We start from the raw sequence: 17,776 nt of genomic DNA, 5'->3' as shown, positions 1-17,776 counted from the left end.
CCATGCTGAAGTACAGTAAAACGCCAGGCATCTTTAAATTAGAAGGTAATCGGCTCGGACGCCCCTACCATCGCCTGCCGACCCTGTTTACAGGGAATTTTGATGTTATTGATTCACATCTGGGTAGCTACTTTCTCAAAAAGCATCGCAGCAATATCACCTTAAAAAAGATTGGCTGCGAAATGGATATTATTAATAAAAACGCCGAACTGATGGTTTCCCAGGTCGGGCATCTGGCGTTTGATATTGATCGCTCCTTGCTGTTAATGCTGCTGGGCAATTTTTATGGTCTGGAATCATCTCTTGAAGAAACGAAATCGCATCATGGACTACCGACCAAAACTGAAACACGATTAAAAAACCGACTCGCGCTGGATATCTGCACGCAGATATTTAATCTGCAAACCTCCGGTATCGCGCTGAAATTAAAACTGGATAGCAGCACGGTGATTACCCACTGGGCGTATCAATTAACCTTTACCCTTGCGGGCGATGAAGAGAGCAGTTTCCGTATTTTGCTCGACGATGCCCACACCGATTTTATTTTAAATCTGATTCGCCATAGCGAGCACAGTAAACCGCAGCAGGTGGCGAAATCGGTCAATAAACCGGCACTGATTAAAGAGATCATCCGATCCCTGCCGCTGACCCTGAACGTCAAAATCGCCGAGCTGTCGCTGAATGTCGCCGATCTGGCACAAATAAAAGCCGGGGATATTTTACCCATTTCGCTGGGAGAAACGTTCCCGGTGGCGATTGGGCAATCTGAATTATTTAGCGCCCTGATTGTGGAAGACAAAGACAAACTGTTTTTGTCGGAGCTGGCGGGCAAGAATGAGAATAGCCATGAGTAAGCAAGAAGATATTTTAGCTGAGGATTTTGGCCTGACCGATGACGTTGCGCCTGCGGTGAAATCCGCCGATACCGCAACGCGGGTCACCCGCCAGGAAGACCGCTTTTCCGACTCGATGACGCTGCTGAAACGCATTCCGGTGACCTTAACGCTGGAAGTGTCGTCGGTGGAAATTATGTTAGCCGACCTGCTTAACATCGACGACGACACGGTGATTGAGCTGGATAAACTCGCCGGAGAGCCGCTGGATATTAAAGTGAACAATATCCTGCTGGGCAAAGCGGAAGTGGTGGTGGTCAACGAAAAGTACGGCCTGCGCGTGCTGGAGTTCAACACCCGCGACATCAACGAACTGGCGCCATGAAACGCCGCACTCAACTGACGCTGGGCCTTGGGCTGCTGGCGCTCGCGCCGCTGGCAATCGCCCAGGGCGGTGATATTGCGCTGCTTAACGTGGTCACTCACGGCAACACTCAGGAGTACAGCGTCAAAATTCAGGTACTGATTCTGATGACCCTCGTCGGTTTGCTGCCGACAATGGTGCTGATGATGACCTGCTTTACGCGCTTTATTATCGTGCTGTCACTGCTGCGCCAGGCGCTGGGGCTGCAGCAAACACCGCCAAACCGCATTCTGATTGGCATTGCGCTCTCACTCACCATGCTGGTGATGCGCCCGATCTGGCTCAATATTTACGACCACGCGGTGGTGCCGTTCGAAAACGATCAGATTACCCTGACCGATGCGCTAAGTACCGCCGCTACACCGCTCAAACGCTTTATGCTGGCGCAGACCGACAAAAAAGCGATGGCGCAAATCATGACCATCGGCGGCGCGAAGGGCAATGCCGCTGACCAGGATCTCACGATTGTGGTGCCCGCCTATGTGTTGAGCGAGCTGAAAACCGCCTTCCAGATTGGCTTTATGATTTATATCCCGTTTCTGGTGATCGACCTGATTGTCGCAAGCGTTCTGATGGCGATGGGGATGATGATGCTGTCGCCGCTGATTGTTTCGCTGCCGTTTAAGCTGATGCTGTTTGTACTGATCGACGGCTGGTCGCTGACCATCGGCACGCTTACCACCAGCATTCGCGGGCTGGGGCTGGGCTGATTATGTTGACCGTAGACGTAGCCGCCGACATTGTCGCCAGTGGCATAAAAGTGGTGATTTTACTGGTTTCGGTACTGGTGGTGCCAAGCCTGCTGGTCGGCCTGCTGGTGAGCGTGTTCCAGGCGGTGACGCAGATTAACGAACAGACTTTGAGCTTTTTGCCAAGGTTGATTGTCACGCTGGTGGTGCTGGGGGTGTGCGGCAAATGGATGATTATCCAGTTGCATGCTCTGTGCATTCACCTGTTTAGCCAGGCCGCGTTGCTGGTTCATTAAGATGCGCACAAGCGACGTTACGCAACTGACGGATCTGGCGCTGGGGCTGTGGTTTCCCTTCGTGCGCATTATGGCGTTTCTGCGCTATGTGCCGGTGCTGGATAACAGCGCCCTGACCGTGCGCGTGCGGATTATTCTGTCGCTGGCGCTGGCAATTATCATCACGCCGTTGATCCCCCATCCCATTCCCCACGACCTGCTATCGCTCAACAGCCTGATCCTGACGGTGGAGCAAATATTATGGGGAATGTTATTCGGGCTGATGTTTCAGTTTCTGTTTCTGGCGCTGCAACTCGCCGGGCAGATTCTCTCGTTCAATATGGGGATGAGCATGGCGGTGATGAACGACCCGAGCAGCGGCGCATCAACAACCGTGCTGGCGGAGCTTATTAACGTCTACGCGATCCTGCTGTTTTTTGCCATGGATGGGCATCTGCTGCTGGTGAGCGTGTTGTACAAGGGCTTCACCTACTGGCCGATTGGCAACGCACTGCATCCGCAAACTCTGCGCACCATCGCGCTGGCCTTTAGCTGGGTGCTGGCGTCGGCATCGCTGCTGGCGCTGCCGACCACTTTCATCATGCTGATTGTGCAGGGCTGCTTTGGCCTGCTCAACCGCATTGCACCGCCGCTGAATCTCTTTTCGCTCGGCTTTCCCATCAACATGCTGGCGGGGCTGGTCTGCTTTGCCACCCTGCTCTACAACCTGCCGGATCACTATCTGCATCTGGCGAATTTTGTGTTGCAGCAACTCGACGCGCTGAAAGGTCACTATGGCGGATAGCAGCAGCGAAGAAATACAGAGAAGCCCTCGGCGCAAAAGCTGCGAAAAGCGCGCGAAGAGGGGCAACTACCACGCTCGAAGGATATGGGGCTGGCAGCGAGCCTGTTTGCGGCGTTTGTGGTGATCTCCAGCAGTTTCCCGTGGTATGCCGATTTTGTGCGCGAGAGTTTTATCAGCGTGCATCAGTATGCGCAGGAGATTAATAACCCGGAGGTAATCGGCCAGTTTCTGCGCCATCACCTGTTAATTCTCGGCAAGTTTATTCTCACCTTGCTGCCGATGCCCGCCGCCGCGCTGCTCTCTTCGCTGGTGCCTGGCGGCTGGCTGTTTCTGCCGAAAAAAATCCTCCCGGACTTCAGCAAAATCAGCCCGTTAAAAGGCATTGGGCGACTGTTTTCCAGTGAGCATCTGGCGGAAACGGGGAAGATGACGGTGAAGTCGGTGGTGGTGCTGGTAATGCTTTGGATTAGCCTGCGCAATAACTTTGCCGCCTTTCTCGGCCTGCAGGCGCTGCCGTTCAAACTGGCGATGAATGAGGGTTTGTCGCTCTACGCCAGCGTGATGCGCAACTTTGTCATCCTGTTTATCTTCTTTGCGCTTGTCGACGTGCCGCTGGCGAAAGCCCTGTTTACCAAAGGGCTGAAGATGACCAAACAGGAGCTGAAAGAAGAGTACAAAAATCAGGAAGGTAAGCCGGAAGTGAAGGCCCGCGTGCGGCGGCTGCAACGGCAACTGGCGATGGGGCAGATTCGCAAAATGGTGCCAAAAGCCAACGTGGTGATCACCAACCCGACCCACTACGCCGTGGCGTTGCAGTATGACTCGTCGCGTGCCACCGCGCCGTTTGTGGTGGCGAAAGGCACTGATGAAATTGCGCTCTATATTCGCCAGGTCGCTGCTGAAAATCAGGTGGAAGTGGTGGAGTTTCCGCGACTGGCGCGCTCGGTTTACTACACCACCCAGGTGAATCAGCAAATTCCGTTTCAGCTTTACCGGGCCATCGCCCACGTTCTGACCTACGTCCTGCAAATGAAACACTGGCGCGACGGCGCACAGCCGCGCCCGGCGCTGAACAGACATATTTCCATTCCCAAAGAGGTGCTTAAACTGGATGGCGAAAACAACTAAATCGTTCCTCGCGCTGCTGCGCGGCGGCAATCTCGGCGTGCCGCTGGTGATCCTGTGTATTCTGGCGATGGTTATTCTGCCGCTGCCGCCTGCGCTGCTGGATATTCTGTTCACCTTCAACATTGTGCTGGCGGTGATGGTGCTGCTGGTGGCCGTGTCGGCGAAAAGGCCGCTGGAATTCAGCCTGTTCCCGACCATTTTGCTGATCACCACCTTAATGCGCCTGACGCTCAACGTCGCCTCTACGCGCGTGGTGCTGCTGCACGGGCATCTCGGCGCGGGCGCGGCGGGTAAGGTGATTGAGTCATTTGGTCAGGTGGTGATTGGCGGCAACTTTGTCGTCGGTTTCGTGGTGTTTATCATCCTGATGATCATCAACTTTATCGTCGTCACCAAAGGAGCCGAGCGTATTTCCGAGGTTTCTGCCCGCTTTACCCTGGACGCGATGCCCGGCAAGCAGATGGCGATTGACGCCGATCTTAACGCCGGATTGATCAACCAGGCGCAGGCGCAAACCCGGCGTAAAGATGTTGCCAGCGAGGCCGATTTCTACGGCGCGATGGACGGGGCATCGAAGTTTGTACGCGGGGATGCCATCGCCGGGATGATGATTCTGGCGATTAACCTGATCGGCGGTGTCTGTATCGGGATCTTTAAATACAACCTGAGCGCCGATGCCGCCTTCCAGCAGTATGTGCTGATGACCATCGGCGACGGGCTGGTGGCACAAATCCCTTCCCTGCTGCTCTCCACTGCGGCGGCGATTATTGTCACCCGCGTCAGCGACAACGGCGATATCGCCCACGACGTGCGTAACCAGCTGCTGGCAAGCCCGTCGGTGCTCTACACCGCCACCGGGATTATGTTCGTGCTGGCGGTGGTGCCGGGAATGCCGCACTTCCCGTTCCTGATGTTCAGCGCCCTGCTTGGCTATACCGGCTGGCGGATGAGCAAGCAACCGCAGGCGGCGGAGGCGGAAGAGAAAAGCCTCGAAACGCTGACCCGCACTATCACTGAAACCAGCGAGCAACAGGTCAGTTGGGAGACAATACCGCTGATCGAGCCCATCAGTTTAAGCCTCGGCTACAAGCTGGTGGCACTGGTCGATAAAGCACAGGGCAACCCGCTCACCCAGCGGATTCGCGGCGTGCGGCAGGTGATATCCGACGGTAACGGTGTGCTGCTGCCGGAGATCCGTATTAGGGAAAATTTCCGCCTCAAGCCCAGCCAGTACGCTATTTTCATCAACGGCATAAAGGCCGATGAAGCGGATATTCCGGCGGATAAACTGATGGCCCTGCCCTCCAGCGAAACCTACGGCGAGATTGACGGCGTGCTGGGGAACGACCCGGCGTACGGGATGCCAGTGACCTGGATCCAGCCCGCGCAGAAAGCGAAGGCGCTGAATATGGGGTATCAGGTGATCGACAGCGCCAGCGTGATTGCCACCCATGTGAACAAGATTGTGCGCAGCTATATTCCTGATTTATTTAACTATGATGACATCACGCAGTTGCATAACCGTTTGTCGTCGATGGCTCCACGGCTGGCGGAAGATTTAAGCGCGGCGCTGAATTACAGCCAGTTGCTGAAAGTGTACCGTGCGCTGCTGACCGAAGGCGTTTCCCTGCGCGATATCGTCACCATCGCCACCGTGCTGGTCGCCAGTAGCACGGTGACTAAAGATCATATTTTGCTGGCCGCCGATGTGCGCCTGGCGCTGCGGCGCAGCATTACCCATCCGTTCGTTCGCAAGCAGGAACTGGCGGTGTATACACTGAATAATGAGCTGGAAAATCTGCTGGCCAACGTGGTGAATCAGGCGCAACAGGGCGGGAAAGTGATGCTCGACAGCGTGCCGGTAGACCCGAATATGCTCAACCAGTTCCAGAGCACGATGCCGCAGGTGAAGGAGCAGATGAAAGCGGCGGGGAAAGACCCGGTGCTGCTGGTGCCACCGCAGCTGCGCCCTTTGCTGGCGCGTTATGCAAGGTTGTTTGCGCCGGGGCTGCATGTGCTGTCGTATAACGAAGTGCCGGATGAGCTGGAGTTGAAGATTATGGGGGCGTTGATGTAGGCATCAATGCACAACCGCCGGATGCGGCACAAGTTTGTAGGCATGATAAGACGCGACAGCGTCGCATCAGGCATCCGCGCACAATTGCCGGATGCGGCGTGAACGCCTTATCCGGCCTACCGATCCGGCACAGGTTTGTAGGCATGATAAGACGCGCCAGCGTCGCATCAGGCATCCGGCACCGGCGCACAATTATAAAATGATACGCTCCCCGGCACTAAAATCCGTTACGTCCCCCGCCCAATCGATGGGATACAACCCTTTCGCGACATCGCGATGGAACGTTGAGAATGGCCAATCACTCACCTGCTTTACCCAGCCATGTTTCACTGGGTTTATATAAATATAATCAACATGATGACGATAATCTTGGGTATTGCGGATGGCGTGCTCCCAAAAACGCGGCTGCCAGATATTTTTCAATCCACAAGCATGGGTGAACTGTTTTTTAATCTCCCGCCAGCGAGAGGAAAAATCATCATCGCTTTCGGGTAATGTCCAGATACAGTGCATATGCTCCGGCAAAACTACCCAGGCGTTAATTTCAAAAGGTCTGGCTCGCTTAACGTTAATAATGACTTTACGGAACATCTGGAACTGAGCGGTCAGAAGATGGCTTCGACGATTCCGTAAATTTACCGTGAAAAACCAGCTTCCCCCCTTGATGTAATAACGACGATATTCAGACATGGCGACTCCTTTTTCTCAACGGTAATAAGAAAAGGAGAAGTCGACAATGAAGTTGTGTTATATCGGGAAAGCGGCTCGCAAAAAGGCACAGATTCGTAGGCCGGATAAGGCGTTCACGCCGCATCCGGCATCGGTGCACAACCGCCGGATGCGCTTACGCTTATCCGTCCTACAAAATCGTCTCTTCCGTCAAAATCCGCCGCGCGCCCAAAAAATGGTCCTGCCAGAAAGGTTCGGCTAATCGGCTTATCCGAATGGTTTCGCCGGTACGTGGCGACTCGATAAATTGCCCATCGCCCAGATACACCCCCATATGGTCGGCAATCTCACGGCTGTGGATATGGAAAAACAGCAAATCTCCCCGGCGCAGGTCGTTATTCGCCACAATCGTTGCCCGATGGTAGTGATACATCTCATTAGCCGTGCGCGGGAGCTTCGCCTCAAGGATCTTGTTGTAGGCGTAAAAAACCAACCCGCTACAGTCGAAGCCTTTATCAGGCCGCGTGCCGCCCCAGACGTAAGGCTTGCCAAGCTGCTGCTCCAGGCGGTGAATTGCCACTTCAGTGATGTTATGCAGGTGGTCGCTGCTTAAGAAATGGTTGTTATCCGCCAGCGCCTGCCAGCGTCGGTCACTCGCCTTGAGCGGCGCTGGAAACCATTCGGGATGCTGTTTAATCTGCTCGCGGTTGTGCTGCCGCAGCGCCCTTCTGCTTTGTGCATCGCCTTCCACAATGTAGCTGGCCTGTTTTTTCAGATGGGTTTGGTACTGTTTTAATAAACGCGCACGGTTTTGCATCCGCTGGCGGGCGGCGTAGCTGAAAGAGATATGTGATGTGGTGGCGCTGGCAAGTAAAGGAAGCAAAAGGGACAAAGAAAACACGCCCAGGCGCAGCAATCTGTCGTGAGAGAACAAATACATGAAGGATATAAACCGGCTGAATGAAGATGAGAATATTAGAGGAAAGGACGGAGAAGCGGGATTATTAATTGCTTATTTGCATATTACTATCGAGGTTTCATAACCTTAGGAAATAAGAAATAAATCCACTTTACATGCGCTTTTCGGACTTTTGAAAATCGTCACTTATGCTAAATTTGTAAACCCAGCGCCGACAGGCTTGCGTAAAACTCTTTTGGTGATAATGTGAGCCTTCCAAATCCAGACTATTCCGATTTGGGATCTATTTTGCCGTCCTGGCGTGTGTAACCGTTTTATCAAGGAATAAGCAGTATGCGTAAAATCGCATTAATTCTTGCGATGTTGTTGATCCCGTGCGTTTCATTTGCCGGTTTGCTGGGCAGCAGTAGCTCTACCACGCCAGTGAGCAAAGAGTATAAGCAGCAGTTGATGGGATCCCCTGTCTACATCCAGATCTTCAAGGAAGAACGTACGCTCGATCTCTACGTCAAAATGGGCGAGCAATATCAGCTGCTCGACAGTTATAAAATCTGTAAATATTCCGGCGGGTTAGGACCAAAACAGCGTCAGGGCGATTTTAAAAGTCCGGAAGGGTTTTATAGCGTTCAGCGTAATCAGTTAAAACCAGACAGCCGTTACTACAAAGCGATTAATATTGGTTTCCCCAATGCCTATGACCGTGCGCATGGTTATGAAGGGAAATACCTGATGATCCACGGCGATTGTGTTTCCATCGGCTGCTACGCAATGACCAATCAGGGTATTGATGAGATCTTCCAGTTCGTTACTGGTGCGCTGGTGTTTGGTCAGTCAAGTGTGCAGGTGAGCATTTACCCATTTCGCATGACCGACGCCAACATGCAGCGTCATAAGTATTCCAACTTTAAGGACTTCTGGGAGCAACTGAAGCCGGGCTATGACTACTTTGAACAGACCCGTAAGCCACCGACCGTTTCTGTGGTCAATGGTCGTTACGTGGTCAGCAAGCCGTTGAGCCACGAAGTGGTGCAACCACAGCTGGCATCAAACTACACGCTCCCCGAGGCAAAATAAGCGCCATTCGCCTGGCATAATCTTTTGCCAGGTTTCATTGCCCGTCAGCGGCTGTGTCGCAATCACCGTGACCACATCATTCGGTGTGGTCTGCGAGCTGAAGTCGATTTCCACATCCTGATCCAGCAACGTTGCCACGCCAAACGGCGCGCGGCGGGTGATCCAGTGCAGATTGGTCGAGCAATACGCCATTACATAGCGCCCATCCGAAAGCAGCATGTTGAAAACGCCCTTCTGCCGCAGTTCGTCCGCCAGTGAGGCGATATATTTAAACACTGCTGCCATGTTGCCCGGCGTGCGCGGGTAACGCTGCGTTAATTTATGCAGCAGCCAGCAAAAGGCTTTTTCGCTGTCGGTTTCACCTACCGGGCGGAAGTTGCCGGTTTCCAGTGATTTGTAGCCCGTCAGTTGCCCGTTATGGGCATAAGTCCAGTTGCGTCCCCATAACTCGCGGGTAAACGGGTGAGTATTTTCCAGTGCCACCTCGCCCCGATTGGCCTGGCGAATATGAGCCACAACCGAACAGGATTTTATCGGGTAGTCCTGGACCAGTTTGGCGATGGGGGAATTAAAGCTGGGTTGTGGATCTTTAAATGTGCGACAGCCTTTACCTTCGTAAAAGGTGATGCCCCAGCCATCTTTATGTGGCCCGGTTCCACCACCGCGCTGTACAAGCCCGGTGAAACTAAAGCAGATATCGGTAGGGACGTTGGCGCTCATCCCGAGCAATTCGCACATCGGTAACCTCCACAACAGCGGGAGCGCATGGCCCCCGGCGAAGATTGATTTAAGAATTTTCAGGTCGGATGCGGCGTAAACGCATTATTCGGCATACGCCAGACTTACTTAACCATCTCTTTTTCAATCAACTGGATCAGGATATGGATCACTTTAATGTGGATCTCCTGAATGCGGTCGGCATAACCAAAGTGCGGAACGCGAATTTCAATATCCGCCGTGCCAGCCATTTTACCGCCGTCTTTACCGGTCAGGGTGATCACTTTCATCCCCTTCTCACGCGCCGCCGCGATCGCTTTGATCACGTTTGCAGAGTTACCAGAGGTGGAGATCCCCAGCAGCACATCGCCTTCGCGGCCTACCGCTTCAACGTAGCGGGAGAAAATATCGTTAAAGCCAAAATCGTTGCCAACACAGGTGATGTGGCTGACATCTGAAATGGCTATCGCCGGATAGCCCGGACGGTTTTCACGGTAGCGACCGGTCAACTCTTCGGCAAAGTGCATGGCGTCGCAATGGGAGCCGCCGTTGCCACAGGAAAGCACCTTGCCACCGGCTTTAAAGCTGTCTGCTAACAGGACCGCCGCGCGCTGAATGGCGTGAATATTGGCGTCATCTTTTAAAAAGTTAGCCAGCGTTTCCGCCGCTTCGTTCAGTTCGTTACGAATAAGATCCTGGTACATGAGGATATCCTTCAGCATAAATGAATTAGACAAAATGCAGTGTACCGGATACCACCAAAAGCGAGAAGACCAGCGCGGTGGAATGACCAGGACTTTTTGACCCGAAGTGCGGATAAAAACAGCAACAATGTGAGCTCTGTTGTAATTATATTGTAAACACATTGCTAAATGTTTTTACATCCACTACAACCATATCATCACAAGTGGTCGGACCTCCTACAAGTAAGGGGCTTTTCGTTATGATGATTTTGAGTATTCTCGCTACGGTTGTCCTGCTCGGCGCGTTGTTCTATCACCGCGTGAGCTTATTTATCAGCAGTCTGATTTTGCTCGCCTGGACAGCCGCCCTCGGTGTCGCTGGTCTGTGGTCGGCGTGGGTACTGGTGCCTCTGGCCATTATCCTTGTGCCGTTTAACTTTGCGCCTATGCGTAAGTCGATGATTTCCGCGCCGGTATTTCGCGGTTTCCGTAAAGTGATGCCGCCGATGTCGCGCACTGAGAAAGAAGCGATCGACGCAGGCACCACATGGTGGGAAGGCGATTTGTTCCAGGGCAAGCCGGACTGGAAAAAGCTGCATAACTATCCGCAGCCGCGCCTGACCGCTGAAGAGCAAGCGTTTCTCGACGGTCCGGTAGAAGAAGCCTGCCGGATGGCGAATGATTTCCAGATTACTCATGAGCTGGCTGATTTGCCGCCGGAGTTGTGGGCGTACCTTAAAGAGCATCGTTTCTTCGCGATGATCATCAAAAAAGAGTACGGCGGACTGGAGTTCTCGGCTTATGCCCAGTCTCGCGTGCTGCAAAAACTCTCCGGCGTGAGCGGGATCCTGGCGATTACCGTCGGCGTGCCGAACTCATTAGGCCCGGGCGAGCTGCTGCAACATTACGGCACTGACGAGCAGAAAAATCACTATCTGCCGCGTCTGGCGCGTGGTCAGGAAATCCCTTGCTTTGCACTGACCAGCCCCGAAGCGGGTTCCGATGCGGGCGCGATTCCGGACACCGGGATTGTCTGCATGGGCGAGTGGCAGGGCCAGCAGGTGCTGGGGATGCGTCTGACCTGGAACAAACGCTACATTACACTGGCACCGATTGCGACCGTGCTTGGTCTGGCGTTTAAACTCTCCGACCCAGAAAAATTGCTGGGTAGCGCAGAAGATTTAGGTATTACCTGTGCGCTGATCCCGACCACCACGCCGGGCGTGGAAATTGGTCGTCGCCACTTCCCGCTGAACGTACCGTTCCAGAACGGACCGACGCGCGGTAAAGATGTCTTCGTACCGATCGACTACATTATCGGCGGGCCGAAAATGGCCGGGCAAGGCTGGCGGATGCTGGTGGAGTGTCTCTCGGTAGGCCGCGGCATCACTCTGCCTTCCAACTCAACCGGCGGCGTGAAGTCGGTTGCGCTGGCAACAGGCGCGTATGCGCACATTCGCCGTCAGTTCAAAATCTCTATCGGTAAGATGGAAGGGATTGAAGAGCCGCTGGCGCGTATTGCCGGGAACGCCTATGTGATGGATGCTGCGGCATCGCTGATTACCTACGGCATTATGCTCGGTGAGAAACCTGCCGTGCTGTCGGCTATCGTTAAGTATCACTGTACCCACCGTGGACAGCAGTCGATTATTGATGCGATGGATATCACTGGTGGCAAAGGCATTATGCTCGGGCAGAGCAACTTCCTGGCCCGTGCTTACCAGGGTGCACCGATTGCCATCACCGTTGAAGGGGCCAACATTCTGACCCGCAGCATGATGATCTTCGGTCAGGGAGCGATTCGTTGCCATCCGTACGTGCTGGAAGAGATGGAAGCGGCGAAGAACAATGACGTCAACGCGTTCGATAAACTGTTGTTCAAACATATCGGCCACGTCGGCAGTAACAAAGTTCGCAGCTTCTGGCTGGGCCTGACGCGCGGTTTAACCAGCAGTACGCCAACCGGCGATGCCACTAAACGCTACTATCAGCACCTGAACCGCCTGAGCGCCAACCTCGCCCTGCTTTCTGATGTCTCGATGGCGGTGCTGGGCGGCAGCCTGAAACGTCGCGAGCGCATCTCGGCACGTCTGGGGGATATTTTAAGCCAGCTTTACCTCGCCTCCGCCGTTCTGAAGCGTTATGACGACGAAGGACGTAATGAAGCCGACCTGCCGCTGGTGCACTGGGGCGTACAGGATGCGCTGTATCAGGCTGAACAGGCGATGGATGATTTACTGCAAAACTTCCCGAACCGCGTGGTCGCCGGGCTTCTGAATGTGGTGATCTTCCCGACCGGACGCCATTATCTGGCACCGTCTGACAAGCTGGATCATAAAGTGGCGAAGATTTTACAAGTGCCGAACGCCACCCGTTCACGTATTGGTCGCGGTCAGTACCTGACGCCGAGCGAGCATAACCCGGTTGGCTTGCTGGAAGAGGCTCTGGTGGATGTGATTGCCGCCGACCCGATTCATCAGCGGATCTGTAAAGAGTTGGGTAAAAACCTGCCGTTTACCCGTCTGGATGAACTGGCGCACAACGCGCTGGCGAAGGGGCTGATTGATAAAGATGAAGCCGCTATTCTGGTGAAAGCTGAAGAAAGCCGTCTGCGCAGTATTAACGTTGATGACTTTGATCCGGAAGAGCTGGCGACGAAGCCGGTAAAGTTGCCGGAGAAAGTGCGGAAAGTTGAAGCCGCGTAAATGAATAACGGAGCCGAAAGGCTCCGTTTCTTTATCCGCTAATTATTTAAAATTAAAGCCATCCGGATGGTTTTCCAGGCTGCCGGTCAACGCCGCGAACAACACCGTTTTACCATCAATCGAGAGTGCATCGTTCACATTCAGCCAGGTGAGTTTCTCTTGCGACGTTTTCTCATCAATAGTCGAGAACAGCCCCGTCATCTGATTAGATTTCTCGGACCACATCACAGCGATACGTTGCGAGCCACAGTCATGCGGTTTGCACGCGCTCATCACCTGATACGTCTCATCTCCCAATGTCACGGTTTGTGCGGGAGTATAAGTACCGCCTTTCATCACCCAAGCAGGCAGCTTATGCCCTTGCATCATCTGATTAAACGCAGCTTTGGTGGTTTCGCCCTTTGCAAGGCTGCTAATAGTTAAATCATCCTGCGCCATTGCACTGGTGGCGATGACCAGTGCGGCGATTGTCGTTATTGCCTTAAACATCATTCCTCCCGAGCTTATCCTGCCCATGTTATTAACCTCCTAAAGCCTGGCGATAACACGATAATTTGCAAATCAGATATTTCCAATATCAGCATTTGTTATCAATTTATTCCGCAGTAAGGTAATAGCCTGATAAGGTGTTAAAGTTATAAAACCCTACGCATAAAGGAGTTGTACACCGTGCCTGGTTTGAAGATTACGCTTTTGCAGCAACCGTTGGTGTGGATGGATGGTCCTGCCAACCTGCGCCATTTTGATCGTCAACTGGAAGGTATTACCGGGCGCGATGTGATCGTTCTACCGGAGATGTTTACCAGTGGCTTTGCCATGGAAGCGGCAGCTTCGTCGCTAGCACAAGATGACGTAGTGAACTGGATGACAGCCAAAGCGCAGCAGTGCAATGCGCTGATTGCAGGCAGTGTTGCATTACAAACGGAGTCTGGTTCGGTTAACCGCTTTTTGCTAGTTGAGCCGGGCGGCACGGTACATTTTTATGATAAGCGTCATCTGTTCCGAATGGCAGATGAGCATCTGCATTATAAAGCGGGCAATGCGCGAGTGATTGTGGAATGGCGCGGCTGGCGTATTTTGCCGCTGGTGTGCTACGACTTACGTTTTCCTGTGTGGTCGCGCAATCTCAACGATTATGACCTCGCCCTGTACGTCTCCAACTGGCCTGCTCCACGCTCTCTGCACTGGCAGGCATTGCTGACGGCCCGCGCGATTGAGAATCAGGCGTATGTGGCGGGATGCAATCGCGTCGGCAGCGATGGCAACGGCTGTCATTATCGCGGTGACAGCCGGGTGATTAATCCACAAGGTGAGATTATCGCTACTGCCGAACCGCACCAGGCAACGCGCATAGATGCAGAGCTGTCGATGGCGGTGTTAAGAGAATATAGAGAAAAGTTTCCGGCATGGCGGGATGCGGATGAGTTTAGGTTGTGGTGAGTGGGTGTTGTGTTTAGAGCTAGGGAGAGTTGGGGTAAGACTACGAAAGCCCGCTCCCCGCAAGGACTGACGCCAGGTAGTTTCTGTCCATGGCTGCTTTTCGCATCTTACGTCTTAACCTTGCCTTGAATATCTTATCATTCGTCAAAATATTAATAGCGATGTGCCGTATCCCTGAAAATAATTCTGCTGCGTTTCCTCTTCTTATTTTGCAGTCGTCTTCATTCATTACTACGTCCAGACGCCAGTGCAGCTTATTCTCCACGTGCCAGTGATTTCGGATCGCTGTGGCGAACTTCTCTGCGGTTAAATCAGCAGAACTGATATAATATCTGACCGTCATTTCTGGCTCTTTCTTTTGTTCTGCTATTATTGACCGAAAGGAGACTGCCACGCATAATTTTTCAGTCCTTTCCATTCAAACGTGAAATCAATAAGTTCACCTGGGACATCGAAAACAATGTGAAGACGGATTTCTTCTCTGCCGTGACTCTTTTCACTAATTGAGTAACTGTCATGCTCTGGATTATTTAATTCTTTCAGTGGGAATTTTTCCTCGAAGGCTTTATTTAGCCGTCCCTGGTTTCCTTTTACAGCGAATAAATAATCACCTCCCTGTTTTTGTATCTTCTCTGCAATATCTTTCTGGCAACCCATCGCATCAGTTGTGATGATTTTTCCTTTAATATCCAACATGTTAAGAAGTTCAGGGATAGCTGTAATCTCATTAGATTTCTCATCCGTCTTGATCTGTCCGATGACCAGACTGTGCATTGTTGAGAACGCACTAATGACATGAATCGCTCCCCTGCGGCGACTCTTGTCATAAGAGTGCCGGAGCGTTTTTCCATCAATTGCAATGACGTCTTTATCATCTGAAGAATGGCAGTCACGCATCCAGTTAATAAAGCACTCATGAAATTTTGCAGGGCTGATACAGGATACAACTCTGGCAATCAGGGCAAGATTACGAAAGCCCGCACCCCGCAAGGACTGACGCGAGGTAGTCTCTGTCCATAGCGGCTTTTCTCATCTTACGTCTTAACCCGGCCTTGAATATTTTATCCTTCGTCAAAATATTAATAGCGATGTGCCGTATCCCTGAAAATAATTCTGCTGCGTTTCCTCTTCTTATTTTGCAGTCGTCTTCATTCATTACCACGTCCAGACGCCAGTGCAGCTTATTCTCCACGTGCCAGTGGTTTCGGATTGCTGTGGCGAACTTCTCTGCGGTTAAATCAGCAGAACTGATATAATATCTGACCGTCATTTCTGGCTCTTTCTTTTGTTCTGCTATTATTGACCGAAAGGAGACTGCCACGCATAATTTTTTCAGTCCTTTCCATTCAAACGTGAAATCAATAAGTTCATCAGGGACATCGCAAACAATATGAAGACGGATTTCTTCTCTGCCGTGACTCTTTTCACTAATTGCGTAACTGTCATGCTCTGGATTATTTAATTCTTTCAGTGGGAATTTTTCCTCGAAGGCTTTATTTAGCCGTCCCTGGTTTCCTTTTACAGTGAATAAATAATCACCTCCCTGTTTTTGTATCTTCTCTGCAATATCTTTCTGGCAACCCATCGCATCAGTTGTGATGATTTTTCCTTTAATATCCAACATGTTAAGAAGTTCAGGGATAGCTGTAATCTCATTAGATTTCTCATCCGTCTTGATCTGTCCGATGACCAGACTGTGCATTGTTGAGAACGCACTAATGACATGAATCGCTCCCCTGCGGCGACTCTTGTCATAAGAGTGCCGGAGCGTTTTTCCATCAATTGCAATGACGTCTTTATCATCTGAAGAATGACAATCACGCATCCAGTTAATAAAGCACTCATGAAACTTTGCAGGGCTGATACAGGATACAACTCTGGCAATGGTATCGTGAACAGGAATACCATTTTCAAAATCACCATATTGTTTTAAAAAATCGAGATGAGTTTCCCCAAAATCCTCTATATCTTCCCAACCTTCTGCACCAGAAATAACGGAACAAATAGTCAACAGTAGAATATCCGACAATTTATGTTCCACTTTCCAGGCTTGTCTGTAATCGGGGATAACAGAAATATGTTCCATCAATTTTTTAAGTTCCATTTTGTTCTCCTTAATTATGTAAGGAGTATTTGATCATGTATAAGCAATAAAAAACAGGTTTAGGTAATGAGGAATGTCTCAATTTTTAAACATAAAATGCGAATTATTTAGTACAGAAAGTGTACTTCTGATGATCTTTCCCTGCTCTGGCAATAGTATCGTGAACAGGAATACCATTTTCAAAATCACCATATTGCTTCAAAAAATCGAGATGTGTTTCCCCGAAATCCTCTATATCTTCCCAACCTTCCGCACCAGAAATAACGGCACAAATAGTCAACAGTAGAATATCCGACAATTTATGTTCCACTTTCCAGGCTTGTCTGCAATCGGGGATAACAGAAATATGTTCCATCAATTTTTTAAGTTCCATTTTGTTCTCCTTAATTATGTAAGGAGTATTTGATCATATAAAAGCCATGAAAAACACTTTTGGATAATAAGGAACATCTTAATTATTGAACATTTAGTGCGAATTATTTAGTACAAAAAAGCAGCGTTGCGCGATCTTTCCCTGAGATGCATTTCGCATTCCAGTGCAAACATTAATTTCACTGTATTTTTATTTCGAGGAATTCATGTTTTTATATCGAGGGAATATGGATTCGCCCTCTGTTCCTGGATTGTAAAAAACTTCCCAAAAACTTTCGAATGCGGCTCTGGCAGACTGATGGCCGATATGATAACCTGCATAGTGAATATACTGAGATATGATATTTAATTCTGAGTTACTAAAAGTGTTAAATAATGACAAAAAGGACTCTACCCCTTGAACATCAGGTAATAAATATCTATCAATAAAACAACTATCGAATACCCACCCTTCTTCATTTAATAAAGAAGCATATATATATAGCGGGGTGTAATATTTAATTATTTTTCCGTTAAAATAATATGTGGCTAGCTCCAAAGGATATGCTGCTCTTTTTAAATCTAGAGTTTCAGCAAGTTCTTGCCAACTCTTATTATCAAAAAAAACACATATAATATTCAAATCAAAACAATCCATAACATTATGATTAAAATCACGCGTTATTTCTTCATTAAAAATACGATTCAAAACCTTTAACAAATGAATCTTATCCAAGTTCATTCAAAATACCTCTACAATTAACAGCTGATTTAAAAGCATCATTTTCCTGATCCATATGTGTCTTATTCCCCCCAGCAAAGCATTTATTATTTATTGTTTTTCTCGTATGAGCACAAGCAAGATTAATATTCATTTTATTTA

17 protein-coding genes and 3 pseudogenes are annotated in these 17,776 nt (G+C 50.7%); 10 read left to right on the top strand and 10 right to left on the bottom strand.

The genetic code is table 11. From position 1 onward, the window contains the following. Nucleotides 1–2 precede the first annotated feature (2 nt). The 7 genes and pseudogenes from FEM44_RS15795 (at nt 3) to flhA (ending at nt 6,231) form a co-directional block, all read left to right on the top strand. Nucleotides 3–854, top strand: a complete 852-nt coding sequence (locus tag FEM44_RS15795) for a FliM/FliN family flagellar motor switch protein (RefSeq protein WP_135523250.1) — start codon at nt 3–5, stop codon at nt 852–854. Then, nucleotides 847–1,218 carry a FliM/FliN family flagellar motor switch protein gene (locus FEM44_RS15790; RefSeq protein ID WP_135523251.1) on the top strand — a complete coding sequence of 124 codons (372 nt, stop codon included), beginning with the start codon at nt 847–849 and terminating at the stop codon, nt 1,216–1,218. Before FEM44_RS15795 ends, FEM44_RS15790 begins: the two co-directional genes overlap by 8 nt. After that, nucleotides 1,215–1,967 carry a flagellar type III secretion system pore protein FliP gene (fliP, locus tag FEM44_RS15785; protein ID WP_098031511.1) on the top strand — a complete coding sequence of 251 codons (753 nt, stop codon included), beginning with the start codon at nt 1,215–1,217 and terminating at the stop codon, nt 1,965–1,967. Before FEM44_RS15790 ends, fliP begins: the two co-directional genes overlap by 4 nt. Before the next feature lie 2 nt (nt 1,968–1,969). Then, nucleotides 1,970–2,242 (top strand): flagellar biosynthetic protein FliQ, encoded by a 273-nt coding sequence (locus tag FEM44_RS15780; protein WP_135523252.1) that lies wholly within the window; start codon nt 1,970–1,972, stop codon nt 2,240–2,242. A gap of 1 nt (nt 2,243) precedes the next feature. Then, the gene (gene fliR / locus FEM44_RS15775; protein ID WP_001260515.1) at nt 2,244–3,026 is read left to right on the top strand and encodes a flagellar biosynthetic protein FliR; all 783 of its coding nucleotides are present in this window, start codon (nt 2,244–2,246) and stop codon (nt 3,024–3,026) included. Beyond that, nucleotides 3,016–4,154, top strand: a pseudogene (gene flhB / locus FEM44_RS15770) (flagellar type III secretion system protein FlhB). The gene fliR and the pseudogene flhB overlap by 11 nt, the downstream one beginning before the upstream one ends. Beyond that, nucleotides 4,138–6,231 (top strand): flagellar biosynthesis protein FlhA, encoded by a 2,094-nt coding sequence (flhA, locus tag FEM44_RS15765; RefSeq protein WP_135523254.1) that lies wholly within the window; start codon nt 4,138–4,140, stop codon nt 6,229–6,231. Before flhB ends, flhA begins: the two are co-directional and overlap by 17 nt. Before the next feature lie 192 nt (nt 6,232–6,423). On the opposite strand, the gene FEM44_RS15760 is transcribed toward flhA, so the two are convergent. Together FEM44_RS15760 and FEM44_RS15755 are read right to left on the bottom strand one after the other, a co-directional pair. After that, a complete protein-coding gene (locus FEM44_RS15760; protein WP_135523255.1) occupies nt 6,424–6,921 on the bottom strand; it encodes an REP-associated tyrosine transposase in 498 nt (165 codons plus the stop codon). 169 nt (nt 6,922–7,090) lie between these two features. Continuing rightward, nucleotides 7,091–7,840 (bottom strand): C40 family peptidase, encoded by a 750-nt coding sequence (locus FEM44_RS15755; RefSeq protein WP_135523256.1) that lies wholly within the window; start codon nt 7,838–7,840, stop codon nt 7,091–7,093. A gap of 312 nt (nt 7,841–8,152) precedes the next feature. On the opposite strand from FEM44_RS15755, the gene dpaA reads away from it, so the two are divergent. Continuing rightward, complete coding sequence (dpaA, locus tag FEM44_RS15750) at nt 8,153–8,893, top strand: peptidoglycan meso-diaminopimelic acid protein amidase (RefSeq protein ID WP_001225684.1); 741 nt, start codon at nt 8,153–8,155, stop codon at nt 8,891–8,893. On the opposite strand, the gene FEM44_RS15745 is transcribed toward dpaA, so the two are convergent. Together FEM44_RS15745 and lpcA are read right to left on the bottom strand one after the other, a co-directional pair. Beyond that, complete coding sequence (locus FEM44_RS15745; protein ID WP_000333380.1) at nt 8,864–9,631, bottom strand: class II glutamine amidotransferase; 768 nt, start codon at nt 9,629–9,631, stop codon at nt 8,864–8,866. The two genes, dpaA and FEM44_RS15745, sit on opposite strands and share 30 nt — an antisense overlap. 104 nt (nt 9,632–9,735) lie before the next feature. Further along, nucleotides 9,736–10,314, bottom strand: coding sequence for a D-sedoheptulose 7-phosphate isomerase (lpcA, locus tag FEM44_RS15740; protein ID WP_016159301.1), 579 nt, complete (start codon nt 10,312–10,314; stop codon nt 9,736–9,738). A gap of 239 nt (nt 10,315–10,553) precedes the next feature. Here lpcA and fadE point away from each other — a divergent pair, with 239 nt between their 5' ends. Beyond that, a complete protein-coding gene (gene fadE, locus FEM44_RS15735) occupies nt 10,554–12,998 on the top strand; it encodes an acyl-CoA dehydrogenase FadE (RefSeq protein ID WP_135523257.1) in 2,445 nt (814 codons plus the stop codon). 42 nt (nt 12,999–13,040) lie between these two features. Here fadE and ivy read toward each other — a convergent pair whose 3' ends face one another. Further along, nucleotides 13,041–13,487 (bottom strand): Ivy family C-type lysozyme inhibitor, encoded by a 447-nt coding sequence (gene ivy, locus FEM44_RS15730; protein WP_205713479.1) that lies wholly within the window; start codon nt 13,485–13,487, stop codon nt 13,041–13,043. A gap of 180 nt (nt 13,488–13,667) precedes the next feature. Here ivy and yafV point away from each other — a divergent pair, with 180 nt between their 5' ends. Further along, nucleotides 13,668–14,438, top strand: a complete 771-nt coding sequence (yafV, locus tag FEM44_RS15725; RefSeq protein ID WP_135523259.1) for a 2-oxoglutaramate amidase — start codon at nt 13,668–13,670, stop codon at nt 14,436–14,438. A 40-nt stretch (nt 14,439–14,478) separates the two neighbouring features. Here yafV and FEM44_RS15720 read toward each other — a convergent pair. The 5 genes and pseudogenes from FEM44_RS15720 to FEM44_RS25870 form a co-directional block, all read right to left on the bottom strand. After that, nucleotides 14,479–15,395: pseudogene (locus FEM44_RS15720) on the bottom strand (ISAs1 family transposase); the annotation flags it as partial. A gap of 10 nt (nt 15,396–15,405) precedes the next feature. Next, on the bottom strand, nt 15,406–16,542 hold the full coding sequence (locus tag FEM44_RS15715) for an ISAs1 family transposase (RefSeq protein ID WP_138158968.1): 1,137 nt from the start codon (nt 16,540–16,542) through the stop codon (nt 15,406–15,408). Between the two features lie 145 nt (nt 16,543–16,687). Then, nucleotides 16,688–16,915: pseudogene (locus tag FEM44_RS15710) on the bottom strand (transposase family protein); the annotation flags it as partial. 189 nt (nt 16,916–17,104) lie between these two features. Beyond that, nucleotides 17,105–17,635, bottom strand: a complete 531-nt coding sequence (locus tag FEM44_RS15705) for a hypothetical protein (protein WP_135523260.1) — start codon at nt 17,633–17,635, stop codon at nt 17,105–17,107. Beyond that, nucleotides 17,622–17,768, bottom strand: a complete 147-nt coding sequence (locus tag FEM44_RS25870) for a hypothetical protein (protein WP_135523261.1) — start codon at nt 17,766–17,768, stop codon at nt 17,622–17,624. Before FEM44_RS25870 ends, FEM44_RS15705 begins: the two co-directional genes overlap by 14 nt. Between the last annotated feature and the right edge of the window lie 8 nt (nt 17,769–17,776).

It is taken from the genome of Escherichia sp. E4742 (assembly GCF_005843885.1).
Lineage (GTDB): Bacteria > Pseudomonadota > Gammaproteobacteria > Enterobacterales > Enterobacteriaceae > Escherichia.
Note: the sequence above shows the minus strand (reverse complement) of the source record. Positions and strands in the feature narration are given on the sequence as shown.